The sequence below is a fragment of the Pseudomonas sp. S3_E10 genome (genome assembly GCF_054667615.1).
In genome coordinates, this window is the sequence record NZ_CP162743.1 from 4,649,282 (window position 1) to 4,670,348 (window position 21,067).

17 protein-coding genes and 1 tRNA gene are annotated in these 21,067 nt (G+C 60.0%); 11 read left to right on the plus strand and 7 right to left on the minus strand.

Annotated elements, in window-relative coordinates; genetic code table 11:
* The first annotated feature begins 111 nt into the window (after window positions 1-111).
* The 5 genes from trhO to AB4N98_RS21320 all read left to right on the plus strand — a co-directional run bounded on the left by trhO (window position 112) and on the right by AB4N98_RS21320 (window position 6,872).
* Window positions 112-1,053: an oxygen-dependent tRNA uridine(34) hydroxylase TrhO gene (gene trhO, locus AB4N98_RS21300; RefSeq protein ID WP_017527741.1), complete on the plus strand. Its 942-nt coding sequence runs from the start codon at window positions 112-114 to the stop codon at window positions 1,051-1,053.
* Between the two features lie 3 nt (window positions 1,054-1,056).
* On the plus strand, window positions 1,057-1,692 hold the full coding sequence (locus tag AB4N98_RS21305; protein WP_017527742.1) for a DsbA family protein: 636 nt from the start codon (window positions 1,057-1,059) through the stop codon (window positions 1,690-1,692).
* The gene (locus AB4N98_RS21310) at window positions 1,685-3,487 is read left to right on the plus strand and encodes an ABC transporter ATP-binding protein (RefSeq protein ID WP_017527743.1); all 1,803 of its coding nucleotides are present in this window, start codon (window positions 1,685-1,687) and stop codon (window positions 3,485-3,487) included. Before AB4N98_RS21305 ends, AB4N98_RS21310 begins: the two co-directional genes overlap by 8 nt.
* 71 nt (window positions 3,488-3,558) lie before the next feature.
* Window positions 3,559-6,024 (plus strand): EAL domain-containing protein, encoded by a 2,466-nt coding sequence (locus AB4N98_RS21315; RefSeq protein WP_135196151.1) that lies wholly within the window; start codon window positions 3,559-3,561, stop codon window positions 6,022-6,024.
* 47 nt (window positions 6,025-6,071) lie between these two features.
* Window positions 6,072-6,872 carry a TenA family transcriptional regulator gene (locus AB4N98_RS21320; protein ID WP_017527745.1) on the plus strand — a complete coding sequence of 267 codons (801 nt, stop codon included), beginning with the start codon at window positions 6,072-6,074 and terminating at the stop codon, window positions 6,870-6,872.
* A 21-nt stretch (window positions 6,873-6,893) separates the two neighbouring features.
* Here AB4N98_RS21320 and AB4N98_RS21325 read toward each other — a convergent pair whose 3' ends face one another.
* Entirely contained in the window at window positions 6,894-7,820 is a 927-nt protein-coding gene (locus AB4N98_RS21325) for a GGDEF domain-containing protein (protein WP_065877744.1), read from the minus strand.
* A 281-nt stretch (window positions 7,821-8,101) separates the two neighbouring features.
* Complete coding sequence (gene lldD / locus AB4N98_RS21330; RefSeq protein ID WP_017527747.1) at window positions 8,102-9,244, minus strand: FMN-dependent L-lactate dehydrogenase LldD; 1,143 nt, start codon at window positions 9,242-9,244, stop codon at window positions 8,102-8,104.
* A 101-nt stretch (window positions 9,245-9,345) separates the two neighbouring features.
* Here lldD and AB4N98_RS21335 point away from each other — a divergent pair, with 101 nt between their 5' ends.
* From AB4N98_RS21335 to AB4N98_RS21345, 3 genes are all read left to right on the plus strand, one after another.
* Window positions 9,346-10,242 carry a LysR family transcriptional regulator gene (locus tag AB4N98_RS21335; protein ID WP_065877741.1) on the plus strand — a complete coding sequence of 299 codons (897 nt, stop codon included), beginning with the start codon at window positions 9,346-9,348 and terminating at the stop codon, window positions 10,240-10,242.
* Between the two features lie 60 nt (window positions 10,243-10,302).
* Window positions 10,303-10,378: transfer RNA gene (locus tag AB4N98_RS21340), tRNA-Asn, on the plus strand.
* Between the two features lie 121 nt (window positions 10,379-10,499).
* Window positions 10,500-11,252 carry a ParA family protein gene (locus AB4N98_RS21345; protein WP_065877739.1) on the plus strand — a complete coding sequence of 251 codons (753 nt, stop codon included), beginning with the start codon at window positions 10,500-10,502 and terminating at the stop codon, window positions 11,250-11,252.
* Between the two features lie 10 nt (window positions 11,253-11,262).
* Here AB4N98_RS21345 and AB4N98_RS21350 read toward each other — a convergent pair whose 3' ends face one another.
* The 3 genes from AB4N98_RS21350 to AB4N98_RS21360 all read right to left on the minus strand — a co-directional run bounded on the left by AB4N98_RS21350 (window position 11,263) and on the right by AB4N98_RS21360 (window position 14,986).
* Window positions 11,263-12,057 carry an Abi family protein gene (locus AB4N98_RS21350; RefSeq protein ID WP_223271398.1) on the minus strand — a complete coding sequence of 265 codons (795 nt, stop codon included), beginning with the start codon at window positions 12,055-12,057 and terminating at the stop codon, window positions 11,263-11,265.
* Between the two features lie 673 nt (window positions 12,058-12,730).
* Entirely contained in the window at window positions 12,731-13,543 is an 813-nt protein-coding gene (locus AB4N98_RS21355) for a DUF1206 domain-containing protein (RefSeq protein ID WP_017527752.1), read from the minus strand.
* 216 nt (window positions 13,544-13,759) lie between these two features.
* Window positions 13,760-14,986 carry a benzoate/H(+) symporter BenE family transporter gene (locus AB4N98_RS21360; protein ID WP_267863786.1) on the minus strand — a complete coding sequence of 409 codons (1,227 nt, stop codon included), beginning with the start codon at window positions 14,984-14,986 and terminating at the stop codon, window positions 13,760-13,762.
* Window positions 14,987-15,081: 95 nt separating this feature from the next.
* Here AB4N98_RS21360 and pdxR point away from each other — a divergent pair, with 95 nt between their 5' ends.
* The 3 genes from pdxR (at window position 15,082) to AB4N98_RS21375 (ending at window position 18,956) form a co-directional block, all read left to right on the plus strand.
* Window positions 15,082-16,581 carry a MocR-like pyridoxine biosynthesis transcription factor PdxR gene (gene pdxR, locus AB4N98_RS21365; RefSeq protein WP_065877735.1) on the plus strand — a complete coding sequence of 500 codons (1,500 nt, stop codon included), beginning with the start codon at window positions 15,082-15,084 and terminating at the stop codon, window positions 16,579-16,581.
* A gap of 222 nt (window positions 16,582-16,803) precedes the next feature.
* The gene (gene wecB, locus AB4N98_RS21370) at window positions 16,804-17,853 is read left to right on the plus strand and encodes a non-hydrolyzing UDP-N-acetylglucosamine 2-epimerase (protein WP_065877733.1); all 1,050 of its coding nucleotides are present in this window, start codon (window positions 16,804-16,806) and stop codon (window positions 17,851-17,853) included.
* Window positions 17,854-18,137: 284 nt separating this feature from the next.
* Window positions 18,138-18,956, plus strand: a complete 819-nt coding sequence (locus AB4N98_RS21375; RefSeq protein ID WP_223271397.1) for a glycosyltransferase family protein — start codon at window positions 18,138-18,140, stop codon at window positions 18,954-18,956.
* 47 nt (window positions 18,957-19,003) lie between these two features.
* On the opposite strand, the gene AB4N98_RS21380 is transcribed toward AB4N98_RS21375, so the two are convergent.
* Together AB4N98_RS21380 and AB4N98_RS21385 are read right to left on the minus strand one after the other, a co-directional pair.
* Window positions 19,004-20,257, minus strand: coding sequence for a glycosyltransferase (locus AB4N98_RS21380; RefSeq protein ID WP_460148895.1), 1,254 nt, complete (start codon window positions 20,255-20,257; stop codon window positions 19,004-19,006).
* Window positions 20,254-21,060, minus strand: coding sequence for a glycosyltransferase family protein (locus tag AB4N98_RS21385; protein WP_460148896.1), 807 nt, complete (start codon window positions 21,058-21,060; stop codon window positions 20,254-20,256). The genes AB4N98_RS21380 and AB4N98_RS21385 overlap by 4 nt, the downstream gene beginning before the upstream one ends.
* Window positions 21,061-21,067: the final 7 nt, after the last annotated feature.

Here is a 21,067-nt window from a genome sequence, read left to right on the forward strand (position 1 = left end):
GCGTGTCGATGGCGCCGGGGTTTTGTTAAACTGCGCGCCGCACGGCTGCGGCCGGCGATTTTTTGCATCCGGTTCACCCCTTACGAGGGTAGCCACCTGGAGAGAACACCCATGACCCAACCCATCGTCGTGGCGGCACTGTACAAGTTCGTCACCCTCGAAGATTACGTCGCCCTGCGCGAGCCATTGCTGCAGGCGATGGTCGACAACGGCATCAAAGGCACCTTGCTGATCGCCGAAGAAGGCATCAACGGCACTGTTTCCGGCAGCCGCGAAGGCATTGATGGCCTGATGGCCTGGCTGAAGAACGACCCACGCATGGTCGACATCGACCACAAGGAATCGTACTGCGACGACCAGCCGTTCTACCGCACCAAGGTCAAGCTCAAGAAAGAGATCGTGACCCTGGGCGTCGAAGGCGTGGACCCGAACAAAAAGGTCGGCACCTATGTCGACCCAAAAGACTGGAACGCGCTGATCAGCGACCCTGAAGTGCTGTTGATCGACACCCGCAACGACTACGAAGTGTCGATTGGCACCTTTGAAGGCGCAATCGACCCGAAAACCACCAGTTTTCGCGAATTTCCCGACTACATCAAAGCCAACTTCGACCCGGCCAAGCACAAGAAAGTCGCCATGTTCTGCACCGGCGGCATTCGTTGCGAGAAAGCCTCGAGCTACATGCTCAGCGAAGGCTTCGATGAGGTGTATCACCTCAAGGGCGGCATCCTCAAATACCTTGAGGAAGTGCCTCAGGAAGAGACCAAATGGCAGGGCGACTGCTTTGTTTTCGACAATCGCGTGACCGTGCGCCACGACCTCAGCGAAGGCGACTACGATCAATGTCATGCCTGTCGCACACCGGTGAGCGTGGAAGACCGTGCATCCGAGCACTACGTGGCCGGCATCAGTTGCCCGCATTGCTGGGATAAGCTGCCGGAGAAAACCCGTCGCAGCGCCATCGACCGGCAGAAGCAGATTGAGCTGGCCAAGGCCCGCAACATGCCGCACCCGATTGGCTTCAACTATAAGCAAACCCCTTCCGAGGTCTGACCCATGTCCGCGCGCCTGCTCTACGTAATGGACCCGATGTGTTCCTGGTGCTGGGGCTTTGCCCCGGTGGCGACGGCCTTGGTGGAGCAGGCCCGGGCGGTCGGCGTGGACGTGCACCTGGTGGTGGGCGGCTTGCGCACCGGCAGCGGCGCGGCGCTGGAACCGACCACCCGGCGCTACATCCTTGAGCACTGGCAGGCCGTCACCGAGGCTACCGGCCAGCCGTTCAAGCGCGAGGGGGCGCTGCCGGACGGTTTTGTCTATGACACCGAGCCTGCGTGCCGCGCCATCGTCACCGCGCGCAGCCTGGCGCCGGATTGCGCCTGGACGCTGTTGGGGCTGATCCAGCAGGCGTTTTATGTCGAGGGCCGCGACGTGACCCTCGCCAGCGTGCTGGTGGAGTTGGCTGAGCAGGCGGGCATACCGCGCATCGAATTTGCCGGCGAGTTCGACCGCGCCGAGCAGCACGCCGCCACGGCTGCCGATTTCACCTGGGTGCAGGATCTGGGCATCGCCGGGTTCCCGACCCTGCTCGCCGAACGCAAGGGCCAGTTGGCCTTGCTGACCAACGGTTACCAGCCGCTGTCCGAGTTGTCGCCTTTGTTGGGCCGATGGCTGGAGCGAGCCGCCTGTGTATGACCCCAATACACGCACCGATCGCCTGACCTGGGCGGAAATTCGCCGCCTGGCCCTGCGTCACAAGAAATCCCTGTGGGCCGCCAATGGCGTTGCCGTGTTGGCGACCCTGTGCAGCGTGCCCATCCCCTTGCTGTTGCCGTTGCTGGTGGACGAAGTGTTGTTGGGCCATGGCGATGCGGCGCTCAAGGTGATGAACCACGCGCTGCCCCTGGTTTGGCAGAAAGCCGCCGGGTATATCGGCCTGATGCTGCTGGTGACCCTGCTGCTGCGCTGCGGCGCGCTGGTGTTCAACGTGTTACAGGCGCGGCTGTTCGCGCGCCTGGCCAAGGACATCGTGTACCGCATCCGCGTGCGCCTGATCGAGCGCCTCAAGCGTATCTCGCTGGGTGAATACGAAAGCCTGGGCAGCGGAACGGTCACCACGCACTTGGTGACCGACCTGGACACCCTGGATAAATTCGTCGGCGAAACCCTCAGCCGTTTCCTGGTCGCCATGCTGACCCTGGTCGGCACCTCGGCGATCCTGGTGTGGATGCACTGGCAATTGGCATTGCTGATCCTGCTGTTCAACCCGTTGGTAATCTACGCCACGGTGCAGTTGGGCAAGCGCGTCAAACACCTCAAGAAACTGGAAAACGACAGCACCTCGCGGTTTACCCAGGCCCTGACCGAAACCCTCGACGCCATCCAGGAAGTGCGCGCCGGCAACCGCCAGGGCTTTTTCCTCGGGCGCCTGGGCCAGCGCGCCCAGGAAGTGCGTGACTATGCGATCCATTCCCAGTGGAAAACCGACGCGTCCAGCCGTGCCAGCGGGCTGCTGTTCCAGTTCGGTATCGACATTTTTCGCGCGGCGGCGATGCTTACCGTGCTGTTTTCCGACCTGTCCATCGGCCAGATGCTCGCGGTGTTCAGCTACCTGTGGTTCATGATCGGCCCGGTGGAGCAACTGCTTAACCTGCAATATGCCTACTACGCGGCGGGCGGCGCGCTGAGCCGTATCAACGAGCTGCTGGCGCGTGCCGATGAGCCGCAATACGTCGGCGGCGAAGACCCGTTCACCGGGCATGAGACCGTCGGCATCGAGGTGCGCGGCCTCAATTTCGGCTATGGGGAAGAGCGGGTGCTCAACCAGTTGAACCTGCAGATTGCGCCTGGCGAAAAAGTCGCGATTGTCGGCGCCAGCGGCGGTGGCAAGAGCACGCTGGTGCAATTGTTGCTCGGGCTGTACACGCCCCAGGCGGGGAGTATCCGTTTTGGCGGTGCCACCCAGCAGGAGATTGGCCTGGAGACCATTCGCGAGCATGTCGCGGTGGTGCTGCAACACCCGGCGCTGTTTAACGACACCGTGCGCGCCAACCTGACCATGGGCCGCGAACGCAGTGACCAGGCCTGCTGGCAGGCGCTGGAAATCGCCCAACTGGATGCCACCGTCAAGGCATTGCCGCTGGGGTTGGACAGCGTGGTGGGGCGTTCCGGCGTGCGCTTCTCCGGCGGGCAGCGCCAGCGCCTGGCGATTGCGCGCATGGTGCTGGCCGAGCCCAAGGTGGTGATACTCGATGAAGCCACGTCTGCGCTGGACGCCGCCACCGAGTACAACCTGCACCAGGCCCTGGCGCGGTTTCTGAATGGGCGTACTACACTGATCATCGCCCACCGTTTGTCGGCGGTAAAACAGGCAGATCGAGTGTTGGTGTTTGACGGCGGTCATATCGCTGAGGATGGCGATCATCAGCAATTGATTGCCGATGGCGGGCTTTACGCCAAACTTTATGGACACTTGCAACAAGTGCGTTGATTTAGCCTAGTCTGTGCTATCGGAAGCGGGTGTTTGCGTGCGTATCCAGCAGTGCATATGCAAGGGACTTCATGAAGCAAAAGCGGACTCTCGGAACGCCTCGGCTGTTGGGCATTGTCTGGCCTTTTATAGCCGTCGTCCTGTTCCAGGCATTGTTGGGTTGCGTCAGTCTCTACGTGCTTTCAGCGGTGCGTGGTTATGTGGGCGGCGAGAGCTTATGGTCCAAGGGCCAGAAGGACGCTATCTATTACCTGACGCTTTACGCTGATAACCGCGACGCAGCCACCTACCTCAAATACCAGCAGGCCATCGCCGTGCCCCAGGGCGGGCATGAATTGCGCATTGCCCTGGACCGCCCCAGCCCTGACCTCGCCGCCGCGCGCCAAGGCATCCTCAAGGGCGGCAACCATGCCGATGACGTCTCCAGCCTGATCTGGCTGTACCTTAATTTTCGTCATTTCAGCTACCTGGAAAAAGCCATCGAACTGTGGACCGTCGGTGATGGTTACCTGGTGCAATTGGATGACCTCGCCCGCCAGATGCACGACGCGATCAGCCGCGACCAGGTCAGTGCCAACGATGTGCGCGAATGGAAGGCGCATATCACCGCCATCAACGAGGGCGTGACGCCGGCCGCCAAAGCCTTCAGCGATGCGTTGGGCGAAGGCTCGCGCATGATCCTGCGGTTGCTGCTGATCACCAACCTGGCCACGGCCCTGGGCCTGATCGTACTGGCGCTGCTGCGCACGCATAAACTGTTGGCGCAGCGCCATGCCTTTGCTGATGCCCTGCGAGAAGAGAAGGAGCGGGCGCAAATTACCCTGGAGTCGATTGGCGACGGCGTGATCACCACCGACGTCGATGGCGCCATCACCTATATGAACCCCGCCGCCGAAGCGCTGACCCACTGGAACTCGGCCCAGGCCCAAGGCCTGCCCCTGGCGGCGCTGTTCAGCTTGCTGGATGACGATGCCCAGCCCGACGGGTTTACCCTGATCGAACACATCGTCAAGGGCCAGTTGCGGGGCGGCAGCGAGCATGCCAAGACCATCCAGCGCCTGGATGGCAGCACGGTGTCGGTCACTCTGGTGGGCGCGCCGATCCGCAGCGCCGGCAGGGTCAGCGGTGCGGTGCTGGTGCTGCACGACATGACCCAGGAGCGTCAATATATTGCCAACCTGTCGTGGCAGGCGACGCACGATGCCTTGACGGGGCTGGCCAACCGTCGTGAATTCGAGTATCGCCTGGAACAGGTACTGCACCCGGCCGGGGGGCAGCAGGGCGGGCGGCATGCGCTGATGTTCCTGGATCTGGACCAGTTCAAGCTGGTCAATGACACCTGCGGCCATGCCGCTGGCGATGAGTTGCTGCGACACATCTGTGCGTTGCTGCAATCGGACCTGCGTGAGGGCGACACGCTGGCGCGTCTGGGCGGCGATGAGTTCGGCATCCTGTTGGAAAACTGTCCGGCGTCGGCGGCGGAAAAAATCGCCGAGAGCCTTCGCCATACTGTGCAAAATCTGCATTTTGTGTGGAAGGGCCGGCCGTTCATGACCACCGTGAGCATTGGCCTGGTGCATCTGTCATCCCAAACGCCGACCACGCTGGAAACCTCGCTACGGGCTGCCGACATGGCCTGCTATATGGCCAAGGAGAAGGGGCGCAACCGCGTGCAGGTCTACCATGCCGATGATTCGGAGCTGTCGCTGCGCTTTGGCGAAATGGCCTGGGTGCAGCGTTTGCACATGGCGTTGGAGGAAAACCGCTTTTGCCTGTACGCCCAGGAAATTTCACCCCTGGGTGCTACCGACGCCGGCAATGGGCATATCGAAATCCTGCTGCGCCTGCATGATGAAGCGGGCCGCATCATCCTTCCCGATAGTTTTATTCCTGCGGCCGAACGTTATGGCTTGATGACTTCCCTGGATCGCTGGGTGGTGGAAAACGTATTCAAGATCATCGCTCGTTGCATGCTCGAGCGTCCGGCCCGGCCTATGGCTATATGTGCGATTAATCTGTCAGGCATAACTATTGGAGACGACGAATTTTTAGGATTTTTACGTGAGAAATTCGAGACTTACCGCATTCCCCCAGAAATGATTTGTTTTGAAATAACTGAAACCAGCGCGATCGCAAACTTGGGTAGCGCGATTCGATTTATTAATGAACTCAAAGCCTTAGGCTGCCATTTTTCACTTGATGATTTTTGCGCCGGAATGTCCTCGTTCGCGTATTTGAAACATTTACCTGTAGACTTCCTGAAGATCGATGGAAGTTTCGTAAAGGATATGCTGGACGACCCGATTAACCGCGCCATGGTCGAAGTGATCAACCACATCGGCCACGTCATGGGTAAGCGCACAATTGCCGAGTTTGTTGAAACACCGCAAATCGAAAAGGCTCTGCTCGAAATTGGTGTGGATTACGCTCAGGGTTACCTGATTGAACGACCGCAATTGTTTACCTTTGATAGCTTGCAGTGTCGACCTGCGCGGCCGCAGCCTGTGTTATTCAAGGCGCCCGGCACATTCCGCTGAAACAACTGCTGGTCTGTACAACATCACACTTAAAAAGGAGCCTTACAGTGATCGACACATTCAACCGAACCGGTCCGCTTATGGAAGCCTCAAGTTACCCCGCCTGGGCACAGCAATTGATCCTGGACTGTAGCGAGAGCAAGCGCCGCGTTGTCGAACACGAACTGTACCAGCGCATGCGCGATAACACGCTCAGCGCCAAGACCCTGCGCCACTACTTGATCGGTGGTTGGCCCGTCGTGGAACAGTTTGCTTTGTACATGGCACAGAACCTCACCAAAACCAAGTTTGCCCGTCATCCTGGTGAGGATATGGCGCGACGTTGGCTGATGCGCAATATTCGGGTGGAACTGAACCATGCCGACTATTGGGTGCATTGGGCGCGCGCCCACGGTGTCAGCCTTGAAGAGCTGCAAGCGCAGAACGTACCGCCGGAGTTGCATGCACTGAGCCATTGGTGCTGGCACACCAGCTCGGCCGATTCGTTGATCGTGGCGATTGCCGCCACCAACTACGCGATCGAGGGGGCGACAGGGGAGTGGTCCGCAGTGGTGTGTTCCACCGGTGTGTATGCGGCAGCCTTTCCCGAGGAAGACCGCAAGCGTGCGATGAAGTGGCTGAAGATGCACGCGCAGTACGACGACGCGCACCCTTGGGAGGCTCTGGAAATCATCTGCACCCTGGCCGGGATGAACCCGAGCAGGGCCTTGCAGGTAGAGCTGCGCCAAGCCGTGTGCAAGAGCTACGACTACATGTACCTGTTCTTGGAAAGCTGCATGCGCCTGGAGAAGGAGAAAGCGCCGGCGGTGGTGCGCGAGCGCCAGATGCGCGTCGCCAGCGAAGCGTGACGTAAAAGGGATGGCGGGGTTTTACCCCGCCATTGCCAAGCGGTTGCGACCTTCGCGCTTGGCCACATACAACGCGCTGTCGGCCCGGCGCAACAGGCTTTCTGCCGACTCGGCGGCCAGCAACGTCGAGCAACCCAGGCTCACCGTCAATTCAATCCGCGCACCTTCCGCCCAATAGTCCTGGGCCTGTGCCGCCTGGCGCAGACGTTCTCCAACCATCCTGGCCGCATCCCGCCCGGTGTTGGACAGCAGGATCAGAAACTCTTCCCCGCCAAACCGGAACACCATGTCGACGTTGCGCAACTGGCTCTTGATCGCCGCCGCGATAGTGCGCAAGACGTTGTCGCCGGCCGCGTGGCCGTGGGTATCGTTGATGGTTTTGAAATGGTCGATGTCCAGCATCAGCACGGAGAGCGGGCTCAGATGCCGACGCGCCATATCGATTTCGCGCTGCAGCGTCTGGTCCATGGCAATACGATTGCCCGTTTCGGTCAAGGGATCACGCAGGGCACTGCGGGTGGCGGCGCGGTAGAGCAGGGCATTGCGCATCGGGTAGAGCAGCGTCGACAGCAGGGATTCGAGCTGGCCGAGTTCCTCTTCCGTCAGGCGTTGGTTGCGGCGAAACACCAGTTCGCCCAAATGCTCGCCTTCGTGGCTCAGGCTGTAGCTCACCGAATGGTGGCCGCGATGGCCGAACTCCAGGCGCAGGTCGCTGGCTTCGTGCCGGTAGTGCAGGGCGTCCAAGGGGACCAGGCGTTGAACCTCGCGAAAAAATGCGCCGAGGATACGCTCCACTTCCAGGCTGGTTTGCAGTTGCTGCACCAGTTGCTGGCGAAGCTGCACGATGGTCGCGGGGCGACGGGGCAGGGCGGTGGGGTGGCCAAACCCAAGGCGTTGCAATTTGGCACTGTCGAAGTCGATTGCGTGGGTCTGGGTCGGTGTTTTCATCAGCAATCGGCCTCTAAGTACTTAACTGTCTTACAGGCTTGATGAGCGCGGCGAGTGCCAAGCGTATTACTGTTCCTTCAGTTCCGTAAAACATTGGAAACAGTTTAGTCCGCTTTGCCAGGGCGTATAACCCTTGGGCCCTGCCGCACGTCTTGTCATTGCGTGACCTGCTTGAAAATTAATAGAGCGATATTCATGCCAATAGTTACAAATTAATAAATATCCTTATAAATCAACGACCGTTTTCCGGCTGGAAAACAGTCGTCGGGGTATGACGCCGGTTATTTGGCTGCTTGAACCAATGTGTTGGCGTCAATCTGCTCAATCGACGTCACGCCGGTCAATGTCATTGCCACGCGCATCTCCCTGGCGAAGATATCCAACAGGTTTTCCACCCCGTGCCGGCCATCTGCGGCCAACGCATAGGCGGTCGCGCGGCCCAGCAGGCAGGCTTTGGCGCCCAGGGCGAGCATGCGCACCACATCCAGCCCGGAACGGATGCCGGAGTCCACCAGCACCGTCAGGTCCTCGCCCACCGCGTCGGCAATCGGTGGCAGGGCTTTGGCGGTAGACAGCACGCCATCGAGCTGACGGCCGCCGTGATTGGACACCACGATGGCATCGGCGCCGAAACTGACCGCGTCCTTGGCGTCCTGAGGGTCGAGGATGCCCTTGATGATCATCGGGCCCTTCCAGAATTCGCGGATCCATTCCAGGTCTTTCCAACTGATCGACGGGTCGAAGTTGTTGGCCAGCCAGCCGATGTAGTCTTCCAGGTGCGTGGGTTTACCCAGGTACTTGGAGATATTGCCCAAGTCGTGGGGGCGGCCCATCAAGCCCACATCGAACGCCCACTGCGGCTTGGTGACGGCTTGCAGCATGCGCCGCTGCGCCGCAAACGGCCCGGACATGCCCGAGTGGGCATCGCGATAGCGCGCGCCCGGTGTCGGCATGTCCACAGTAAACACCAGCGTGGTCACCCCGGCTGCCTGGGCGCGCTCCAGCGCATTGCGCATAAAACCACGGTCTTTGAGCACATACAGCTGGAACCAGATCGACCGCGGGCTTTGTGACGCCACCTCTTCGATCGAACACACCGACACCGTCGACAGGCAGAACGGGATGCCTTTATTGGCCGCTGCCTGGGCCGCTTGCACTTCGCCGCGTCGCGCATACATACCGGTCAAGCCCACGGGGCTGAGGATGACCGGCATGTCCAGTTCCTCGCCCAGCAGCGTGGTCTTCAGGCTCAGGTTGTCGACATTGCGCAGGATGCGTTGGCGCAGGCTGATATCCGCCAGGTCCGAGCTGTTGGCGCGCAGCGTATGTTCGGCGTAGGCGCCACCGTCAATGTAGTCAAACAGAAAGCGCGGCAGCTTGCGCTTGGCGGCGGCGCGGTAGTCTGAGGCGGACGAAATGATCATGCTCGGGATCTCGGCAGGGCAGGGTGGCTCCAAGATAAGCAAACATCTGTCATGATAAAAGCAACTTTTATCGCTAGTTGCCAGTCGCTAAAGGAATACTGATGAACCTCAGAACATTGCGCGCCTTCGTCGAAGTCGTGCGCCAAGGCGGCTTCTCCCAGGCCGCCGAGGTGGTGTCCCTGACCCAATCGAGTGTGAGCAAGGCGGTCAAGACCCTGGAAGACGAACTGGGCACGCCGCTGCTCAGTCGCCTGGGGCATAAGAACGAACTCACCGCCGCCGGCGAAATCGCCTACAGCCGCGCTTTGGTCATGCTTGCTGAACATAACGACCTCGTCGCTCAAATCAATGACCTGCGCGGCCTCAAGCGCGGTGTGTTACGCATCGGCCTGCCGCCGGTGGGATGTGGCGTCGTGTTCGCGACGATGTTCGCCACCTACCGCAGCCGCTACCCGGACATCGACATCGAACTGACCGAATATGGCAGCAAAAAACTGCGTGAATGCCTGGACGCCGGGGAGGTCGACCTGGCGGCCCTCCTGCTGCCGATAGATGAAGGCTTCGACTATCAACCCGTGCGCAACGAACCGCTGATGGCCGTACTGCCCATCGGCCACCCGCTGGCCGCACGCGCGAGTATCGACTTCACTGACCTGGCGGATTCACCCTTTATCCTGTTCGAAGCCGGCTTTGCCCTGAACGCCAAGATCCTCAAAGCGTGCGAGCGCAAAGGCGTCATGCCGAAGATAACCGCCCGCAGCGGGCAGATCGACTTCATCGTCGACCTGGTGTCCGCCGGACTCGGCGTCGCCTTCCTGCCGCGCATGCTGGCCCACAAGCACCAACACGCTGGCATCGCCCTGATCCCCCTGGACGAACCCCACACCGACTGGCACATCGCCCTGGCCTGGCGCGCCAGCGCCCACCTGCCACCCGCCGCGCGGGCCTGGCTGGAATTGGCCAGGGAGCCGCAACGTTCGACCGGTCATCCGGATTAATCCGCCGAAATGCTGTGCAAAGCTTGACTTATCCTTTTCAATCAGTAACATACGGCGCATTCCGCGATAGCTCAGTTGGTAGAGCAAATGACTGTTAATCATTGGGTCCCTGGTTCGAGTCCAGGTCGTGGAGCCAGATAGGGAAAAGCCTGCAGCGATGCAGGCTTTTTTTTGCCTTGGATTTTCCGGGGTGATCAAAGCGCACAGCGTGACCTGCATGAAAGCATCTCAAATCCTACGATTCCGAGGTCAATATCATGAAAGTCACTGCGGTCGTTTCAACCAAAGGCGGGCCGGGTAAAACCACGGTTGGCGTCAATCTGGGCGCGTTCTGCGCCGATGCAGGGATCCGTACCCTGCTCATCGATCTGGATAACCAGCCGTCGCTGTCGTCGTTTTATGCGCTATCGCATGAGGCGCCTGGTGGCACCTATCCACTGATCGCGAATAACGAAACTCGGGCCGACCAGGTCATTTCGCGGACCTGCACTCCTAATCTCTCGCTGATCCACTCCAATGATCCGTTCAATCAGTTGGGAAATCTGTCGCGGCATGCTGCTGACAGGCGTCTTCGTCTCAAGAATCTGTTGCCTGCTTTCGAGCAGGACTTTGATCTGATTCTGATCGATACCCAAGGAGCTCGCTCCATCGTGCTGGAGATGGCCTTGCTTGGGGCACACATGGCGATTTCGCCCATCACCCCGGATATGCTGACTGCACGAGAGTTGCAGCGTGGGATGCTTCAGCTTTATCGAGACCTTGAGCCGTTGGCAGCACTGGGCGCAGTGACGCCAATGCTGAATGTCGTGATCAACAAGCTTGATGCAACCAATGATGCAAACCTGATTTATCACACGCTGACCGAAACCTTTGCTGATCATCCGAAGGTTCAGATGATCCAGACCACGATCCCGGCGGCAGTGAGTTTTCGTCGGGCTGCCACAGAAGGCATTCCTGCGCACCGCCTGGAATATCGCGTCCCTACTCACCGCCGTTCACCGGACGATTAAAGACGGGATTTTAGATGCCGAACAAGTGCCGCGGAAAACCATCTTCAGAAGGAAGCCCAAGGGACCCGAACGGGCACCCAGGAAGGTTCGGTTTGGAATCTATGACATCCGCTACATGTCGGATCCAGTCTGAGCTTGGTCCGATACGCTGTACCAGGAACCAGATGATAGCGATCTGTCCATAAAGACGGGTGAGTGCACTGTGATCCAACTTCAACGTTTGGAAGTATGGCTCTGCAGCAAGGTCAGGGAGCGCATTCGCTGACACCTGGTTCCAAATACGACTGTGATGTGCACAGCGATTTCGAAGGGTGTTAATTTCTTGCAGCCAAAGCTTGAGTGTCCTGGTGTTCGAGACACCCAGGCGCTGTGCGATACGGTTTTGATGGTTGCCCTTGAGTATCTCGTAGTACTTGGAGAGCGTACCGAAGTCCCAGGCCTCAATGGCTACCCAGAAAGGAATCGCCTTGCGGTTTCGTTTGTGCCACTCAATGCAGTCCTCTTGGCTGCGGGCAACTAGACCGTTTTGTCTTTCAAGCCACTCTAACCAGGTGTTGCGTTGCCTTTTGCTTCTATCCGTCCAGTTTTGGGTCTGCTTTGGGACGATGAAACTGGGATCCGTATAGGCCAATGCCCCGTAATACCCGACTTCATGGGCAGTGACAGTTCGAACGTGGATCTCGATTCGCTCGATGGCATCAAGCATTAACTGGCGCAGCTTTTTGTCGAAAAGGTAAAGGCTAAACGCGTCGTCGAATGTGGTGTCTGGAAGGAAGGAGTTTTGTCGAAGGGGCTTTTGGGTCACCTAGCAGAGCACCACATTCTGCAGGTGGTCTCGTACAAAATCACGAGCCGGGAACCAGTAACCGCTCAGACGGTAGTAGCCTACCTGAGCGATTTTGCGTTCCGAACGGGCTGGGTTGGCGATGCCCATACCGCGTTCAATCAGTAACGCAACGAGGTCTGGGTAAGTCCGAAAGGGCTTCGGTGGCGAGAGCTGCTGCAACTTCCGTGTTCCATAAACAAGAAGGCCCGAACACAGAGCTGGACAAGCCAGCCCCAGAGGATCGGGCGCTATTGGGCCCAAATCTCGGCTATCAGCGTCTCAGTGTCAATCGACTGGCAGCGTGCGTGAGTAGGCTGAGTGTATAGGACTATCAGAGCCTGAAAGCTTTGGCGAATTTATGAATTTGTCACTTTTGATTAATCTTGAGTGGGCTGGAGAAGGGCGGAGCTTCTGCTCTACCGGGCGGAGGTGTTCTGGTGCCGGTACAGGTTCCGACCGCGCCGGTTGGAATGCATCACTGGCCGCATGTTTACGTGGACATTCTGCGATTTAAACACAGAGGTCACGGGTCCGTGAGCTGACTGTTGCCGCCTCCTTTTCCTACAAGTCATTGCTTTGCCACGCTTTGACAACCCAATCCAGCCCGACTAACTTTCGTGATCCGAACGGGCTTGTACGGCGATGGCTGGCACTAGGGTCTCGGTATTCCCGGCACATCCATGTTGATCTTGCGCCAGAAGGCTTGCGAGAAGCTATAAACCGAGAAAGCTATCAGCCCTGATGCCATCACCATCAAAATCAACCAACCAGCGGGTAGGTTTTGCAGCGCGTTCAGTGCTTCCTTCATCCCCGGTGGGTCCATGGCTTGATAAGTGGAGCCGCTGATTGCCAGCAGCAGCGCAATCTCTATAAACACGACCCCACGGGCAACTAGACCGAATCGAGATACAGGGCGGACATACCGCATGACGTCTTCATCGGCCTCAAAATATTTCTCGAACGACGCCTTCCATCCCTTGATGATGTGAGCAATACCGACGCCCAGCGGAATGAGTGCGATCAGGTACAGCATCAAATTCGAGTGATCCCAAGACAAGACATGCGCCAGCCAGTCTTTGGACTGCCCACCGGAATGACCCGAACGTTCAATGCCGCTAATGAGCAGGCCCAATGCAAAGAACGCTAGAGCGCCGTTGACCAGACCTCCCGCCAACAGGCCTGCACGAATCACCAGGCCTTTGAGTGCTTTGCCGTGATGATCGACATCACGCGTAGCTTGCAGCACGCGCCACGCCGCAAATGCGAGCAGACCCGCCACCACCAGCCCCACTAAAAAATAGCCAAATGGTTGGCTTAGCAGTGCTTCCAGGCTCTTATGGCTGTCTTTGGGTTTTGTCGAATCCTGCGCTGCCAGCAGTGCGAAGAGACCGATGATCAAATAAAGCAGCCCCCGAGCGGCGTAGCCTCCCCGAGCAAGTATCACTAGGCTATGTTGCGCGGACATTCGATGTATTCCCAGGTTCTGATAAAGGAGCAGACCCTTCTCGTTGGGCTGGGTTCTATTTTCCAGTCGATGACTGTGATGTGTGATCCGGCTGCGGCAGTCGAGCCTGGCGTGCCGCCAACGTGCGTTAACCTGCCGGATACCAGGAAGGCCACATCAAGCAGACCTCTATGGCTACCCGTCTCAACGCACTGCGTTGCACCGACCTCTGCTATTTCACCCGCGCGTTGGCGCAGCATCGGAACCCGCCTCGCGACGTGGCAAGCGGCCGTTGAGCACGGCATACGCCACCAGCCCGATCAACAACCCCCAGAACGCCCCGCCGATGCCGAACACGGTAATGTTGGCGGCAGCCGCCAGGAAGGTTATCAGCGCGGCTTCGCGGGATTTGGCGTCGACCATGGCGCCGGCCAGGCTGCCGCCGAGGGTGCCCAGCAGGGCGAGCCCGGCCAGGGTTGTGATGAAGGCGGCCGGGAAGACCATGAACACCGCGGCGAGGGTCACGCCGAAAATCCCCACCAGAATATAAAACGCGCCTGCGGCGATGCCGGCGATCCAGCGCTTGGAGGGTTCTTCGTGCGCCTCCTTGCCGGTGCAGATAGCCGCTGTAATCGCTGCGATGTTGAACGCGTGGGAGCCAAACGGTGCCATCAGCAAGGAACCCAGCCCGGTGAGGGCCACGATTGGATTGGCGCTGGTGCGGAACCCATCGTTGCGCAGTACCAGCATGCCAGGCATGTATTGGCCGGTCAGGGTGATCAGAAACAGCGGCAACGCGACGCTGAGCAAGGCATTGAGCGAGAACTCAGGCCGGGTGAACACGGGGGCTGCAAACTGCAACCCAAGCCCTGACACATCGAAACGTCCCTGAATCAGCAAAACGACCAGGCCCAGCGCCAGCACGCCCACCACTGCGTAGCGCGCGGTAAAGCGTTTGAGCAGCAGGTAAGCAACAATCAGCACCCCGACCAGCGTCGGCTCGACGCTCATGCCGCCAAAGGCGCCGATGCCGAACTGCAACAGGATGCCGGCCAGCAGCCCTGCGGCCACGCCTGGCGGGATCAGGCGGATGACTTTCTCGAAATAGCCCGACACGCCCAACAGCACGAAGGCCGCGCCCGAAATCATGTACGCGCCCACCGCCTCGGCATAGGGCGTGGTGGCCAGGGCGACGACCAGGAACGCCGCCGCAGGCGTCGACCAGGCGGTGATGATCGGTTCGCGCGCGACCCAACTGAGCAACAGCCCGGTCACCCCCACGCCAATCGATACGGACCACACCCACGAAGCGGTCAACTCAGGGCTCAGCCCCGCGACCTTGGCCGCCTGGAACACCAGGATGAAGGTACCGCCATAGTTGACGATGACCGAGATCAGCGCGGCGACAATCGGATGGATAAGATCCCTGAGGCGAACAGATGAGTTGGCGGGTGACGAAGACATGGCGTTACGTTGCTCCTTGCAAATGGCGATGAGCAAAGTCTACGGATAAACTGGCCTGTCATTTACGGCCAATTTATTCACGCAGGGCAGACCGCATGGCAAATACGTTCGAACTCGAAACGTTGCAGATACGCCTCAACGATGACGAGTTTCAGAGGCTGGACTTGCATCAGCGGATCCAGCGCGCCCTGCGTGCCTTGATCCTTGAAGGTGCCCTCGGCCCAGGCCTGAAGTTGCCGGCGTCCAGGGTCCTGGCCAAGACGCTCGGCGTGGCCCGCGACACGGTCGAGAACGCTTATGTGCATTTGCACCGTGACGGTTTCATCGTGCGGCGCGAGGGCTCGGGCAGCTACGTATCCGCGGCGGTCGGCGCCGAATTGCGCGGGGCTGCGCGCCGGCGCACGAACGTGCAAGGCGCCCCGCACAGCGAGGCGCCGCCGGGGGCGGGCCTGAGCCAGCGCGGGCGGATGATTTTCAACAGCGGTGGCGTTAACGATCAACAAGTAATCAAGGCATTTGCCACCGGGTTGCCGGAAACCCGAACCTTCCCCACCCGGATATGGGAGCGCCTGCAACGCCAGGTCACGAAGGATTACCAGGCCAATGTCCTGCTGCATGGCGACCCCCAAGGCGCCGAGCCTCTGCGCAAGGCAATCGCCACGTACCTGAACCTTGAGCGCGGGGCCAAATGCTCGCCTGAGCAGATCCTGGTGTTAAGCAGCACGCGCCAAGCCCTGTTCCTGTGCGCCCAGTTGCTGGTGGACGCCGGCAAACCGATCCTGCTGGAAAACCCGGGCTACTTCGGTGCCAAAAAGGCCTTTGAAACCGCCGAGGCCAACGTGGTGCCCATCGATGTCGATGCCCAGGGCATACGCACGGACCTGCTGCGGGCCGATCGCAGCGGTGCCAATTGCGTCTATGTAACGCCCTCGCATCAATACCCCACCGGTGCGACCTTACCGCTGGAGCGTCGACTCGAGCTGATCAACTGGGCGACCGAGCATGGCAAGTGGATCATCGAGGACGACTACGACAGCGAGTTCCACTACGACGGGCTGCCGATTGCGTGCGTGCAGGGCCTGGACAACGATCAACGCACGATCTACCTCGGTACCTTCAGCAAAACCCTGTATCCGGGGTTGCGTATCGGCTACATGGTGCTGCCTCTTGAGTTGGTCAAAGCCTTCACCTACGCACGCAGCATCATGGACGGCCACACACCGCAGAGCCTTCAACTGACCCTGGCGCGCTTCATGGAAGACGGCCATTACAACGCGCATGTCCGCGCCATGCGCAAACTCTACGCCGCGCGCCGTGCAGCCATGCTGGATGCGATCGGCCGGCACCTTGGCGCAATTGTCACGGCCTTAAGCCCCCAGGGCGGGCTGCAGATTCCCTGTTTGCTGGCCGAGGGTTGGTCGGAAGAAAACACCATCCGCCAGGCTGCCCGCGTGGGCGTGCAACTGCCCGGCCTCAGTCGGCTCTATGCCGGCGTAGAGAAAAAACACGGTTGGCTATTGGGATACTCGTCCCTGACCGCCCATGAAATCGAAGTCGCCATGCAGCGCCTGGCCGGTGCGCTGAGCAAAAAATAGGGCAACCTTTCCGATCTGGGAAAGCGCGTCGCGCTATCGGGCAGGAAGCGCGTTCTGTGTCTATGCTGCTTAAGCACAGCGGAATGTGCGTGCAATGGCTTGAATTCAGTTGAGTCACGAACCTCAGCAGTTATTCAGCTACTCCCTGAATATGGAAATAGGCTCGACGTGTCTCTGAAAAAAATCTTGTGTGTTGTCGGGACTCGTCCCGAAGCGATCAAAATGGCCCCGGTTATTTTGGCCCTGAAAAAAGAACGTTGGGTGGATGTGCGTGTACTTGCCACGGCGCAACACCGTCATCTGCTGGACCAGATCCTGGTGTCTTTCGGGATCGAACCCGACATCGACCTGGACGCGATGCGGCCCAATCAGACCCTCACCAGCTTGACCGCCCATTTGTTGCTCGACCTGGACACCGTGCTCCTGCAAGAGCGGCCCGATGCCGTTTTGGCACAGGGCGATACCACGTCGGTGCTGGCCTGCGCCTTGGCCTGTTTTTATCACCGTATACCGGTGGGTCATGTTGAGGCCGGCCTGCGCACCTGGGATATGCAACAGCCGTTTCCAGAGGAAGCCAACCGTGTGATGACCGGCAGGTTGGTGCGTTGGCACTTTGCACCGACGGCAAGCGCCCGGCAAAACCTGTTGAAAGAGGGCGTCTGCGCTGCAGATATTGTGGTCACCGGCAACACGGTGATTGATGCCCTGCTCACGGCAGCGGCCAGGGCGCCGGCGCTCAACCTTGATCTTGACCCCAGCCGACGCCTGGTGCTGGTGACCTCTCACCGCAGGGAACATTTCGGCGCGCCGTTTCTCGATATTTGCCGGGCATTGCGTACCCTGGCCGAGCGCAACCCTGAGGTGCAGTTCCTGTACCCCGTGCATCCGAACCCGAATATCAAGGAGGTCGCGCATGCGTGTTTGGCCGGGATACCCAATTTCAGGCTCTGCGCGCCGCTCGATTACACGACCTTCATCGCCGCCATGCAAGCCGCCTATCTGATCCTGACCGACTCGGGCGGGGTGCAGGAAGAAGCCCCGGCACTGGGTAAGCCTGTACTGGTCATGCGGGATGAAACCGAGCGACCCGAGGCGGTTGAACAGGGGTGCGTAAAACTGATTGGTACGAACGGCGATCACATTATTGAGGCCGTGCAGCACCTGCTTGATGATGAATCGGCCTATCGGGCCATGGCGCTCGGCATTTCGCCCTATGGCGACGGGCAGGCGGCCGGACGTATCGTCAACGCCCTGCGCGAGCACTTTGTTTGAACCGCGTAGTCATCCTTTCGCCGCTACCCTGGGAGAGCTTCGCTCAGCGGCCACATAAGTTTGTCGACTGGCTTCACCGCCGCACGGGCGTGTCGGTGCTATGGGTGGACCCTTACCCCACGCGGCTGCCCAAGTGGAGCGATCTGCGGCGTCTGCGCGCATCCCCAGTTGTTCAGCCACCCAGCCCAACGCCCGCCTGGCTCACGGTTTTGAAGCCGGGCGGGTTGCCCATTGAGCCGCTACCGGGGGCAGGCTGGGTAAACCGTTTTGTGTGGCGGCATGCCTTGAGCTTGATCGAAGGTTTCGCGCGCGAGGCGCCCACCTTGCTGGTGGTCGGCAAGCCGTCGGCGCTGGCGGGGTTGCTGTTGCAGCGTCTGCCGCATTGCCCGTCGCTGTATGACGCCATGGACGATTTTCCGGCGTTCTACACCGGTTTTTCGCGCGCGTCCCTGGCGCGATGGGAGCGGTTGATCGCTCAGCGAGTGGATGTCATCTGGGCGTCGAGCTCTGGCATTAATGCGCAATGGCGCGGTTATCGGGACGATGTGCACCTGGTGCATAACGGTCTGGATCTGGCGGCAGTGCTCGGCATACAACCTGCGCCGACGTCCTCCACGCGAAAGGTGTTCGGCTATGTGGGCACGATGGCCTTCTGGTTTGACTGGGGCTGGGTAGCCGCCTTGGCCCTGGCCAGGCCCCACGACGAAATCCGCTTGATCGGCCCCGTGTTCGAGCCGGCCGCCCATCAGCTACCCCCTAACGTCGTCTTGCTGCCCGCCTGTGATCATGGCGCGGCACTGCAAGCCATGGCTGAGTTCGACGTGGGGTTGATCCCCTTCAAACCGAACGTACTCACCGCCTCTGTCGACCCCATCAAATATTACGAATACCGCGCCCTGGCGTTGCCCGTGATCTCCACCGACTTTGGCGAAATGCACTGCCGCTCAGACCTGCCAGGTGTGTTTATCAGTCATTCGCTGACCGATCTTGCGGCGCTGGCCGAGGCAGCCTTGTGCTGTGAACGTGACGCGGATGAGGCCCATGCGTTTGCCTTGCAACACTCTTGGGAGGCGCGTTTTGATGCCACTAAACTTCATTCATGAGCGCGACGTTGCCGCAGGCCAGTGGTGCGCGCAACGTCGTCGCGGCCTTATTCATGTTGATGGGGCACCCATGGGCCCCATTTGGCCTCGTAGATCGCTTTGTTTTTCTCGAACAGTGCCTGGCGTTCGCTCTGGTTTATTTGCCCGAACGAGGCCGACAGCTGGTGATGAATGAACACATCGCGCGCGCATGCGCAGGCGAGGCCGGCGTGTTCGACACGTCGGCAGTAATCGTCATCTTCGAAAAAGCCTCGGCCATACACCTCGTCGAGCGGGCCGATTTGCGTGTAGGTACTGCGCCGCATCATCACGCAGAAGAACGCCAGGGTCGGCTGCCGGACACGCTCGCCAAGGTGCCGGCAGGTAAAGCGTCGAGCCGCTTGCGGCATCTGCGCCAGGCTGGTGTAGGTGACATCAACCTTGGCTTGATTGCCGATATTATTGGTCACCGGGCCAATCAGGCCGAGTTCAGGGTTACGTTGCAAATGCCGCTGCAAGGTACTCGCCCAGCCTGAAGTCACCTGGGTGTCGTTGTTGAGCAGCACCAGATAATCGCCGGTGGCGACCGCCAACCCCTGGTTATTGGCTGCCGCGAAGCCTCGGTTGTCCGGGTTGAAGATGGCCCTGTGCCCGCTGTCGGCGGCCCACTGCGCCAGGAAGTCTGCGGTGGCGTCGCTGGAGGCGTTGTCCACCACGATAATCTGCAGCGCGATGCCTTCGCGGTGGCGCTCAAGGCTTTCGAGGCAGGCGCGGGTCAATGCCAGGTTGTTATAGGTCACGACGATCACGCTGACCCGCGCGGCGTGGTCGCGGTGTTCAGCCAGGGTGATGAGCGCATCGGCGCGGTGCGTCCAGGTTTGTTGAGCCGCGAACGCCTGTCGTTGAGCGAGGTGTTCGGCGGTGGAGGGTGCCAGTGCCTGGGTGATCGCGGCAATAAACCCAGGCGTATCCCTGGCGACCTGCACCAGCGCGCCAAATTGCTGCATTTCCGGCAGGTCCACCGAAACCACCGGTTTGCCGGCGCTCAAGTACTCGTAAACCTTTACCGGGTTGGTGGCGAGTGTCAGCGGCGTCACGCGAAACGGCACGATGCACACGTCGAAACCATGCGCGTAATAGGGCAGGGCGCCATAGGGCACTTCGCCCATGAACTCGACGTTCGGGCAGCCGCGCAAGCGTGCCTGCACCCCGGCCGTATCGGCACCGATCAGCAGCACCACATGCTGTGCAAAGGCCTCGGCGATGCTGGCTACCAGTTCGGCGTCGAACCAACCGGCAATGGCGCCGTAATAGCCGATCACCCGGCGTTGCAGGCGATCCCGATAGACCGACGCCGGGGGCTGGAAAAATGCGCGAAGTCAGCCGCGTTACGGACGATAGCGCTGGGTTCGTGTGGCTGGGCCGGCCATTGCCGGGCCAGCCAGTCGGAGGTAAACAGCCGGAGGTCGGCGTCGCGCACCAGTCGCCGCTCAAGCTGCAGGATGTCCGGGGCGTTGTCGTCGAACCCTTGGTGATGGTCCATGCAATCGTAGATCAATCGACTGTCGGGCAATTCACCGGCGATGTCGCACCAGAAGGGATGTTGCACCAATGAAATAACACGGGTAGATCCGGACCACAGCAGCACCTCACCGATACTGCGCAGCAATTGGTGAACCTGCGCCGCGTTTGGGGCACCGGCGTAGATACGCGGCGCGCCATGGGCGAACAGGCTGACCTGGAACAGCCGGCCCTGTTCATCCAGCGGCGCCAGTTCAAAGCCGGCATGGCGCGCATCGATCAACGACGACGACACGTAGATCACCCGGCGCCCCGTGGCGCCCAGTGCCTGGGCCAGTTGTTGCGGGCGTTGGTGGCGCAAGTCCCAGTCGATGGCGCCCCAGATGATGTAGTCGGCCAGCCCTGCCTGTTGGGGCTGCGGCACCGGTGAGGGGCTGATAAAGGTTTGTCCTGCGTTCATGGCATTTCGTATGGCGCGCACAGCGCCCAGCAACACCCGTCGATAAATCGCGGCGAGCAGCTTTTTTATACTGGCCGGCAACGGCAGCCGATGGTAAGCCGCGCGCCAGCGGCTAAGCCGCGAGGGGCGTCGATCGATCAGCATGGCGCGG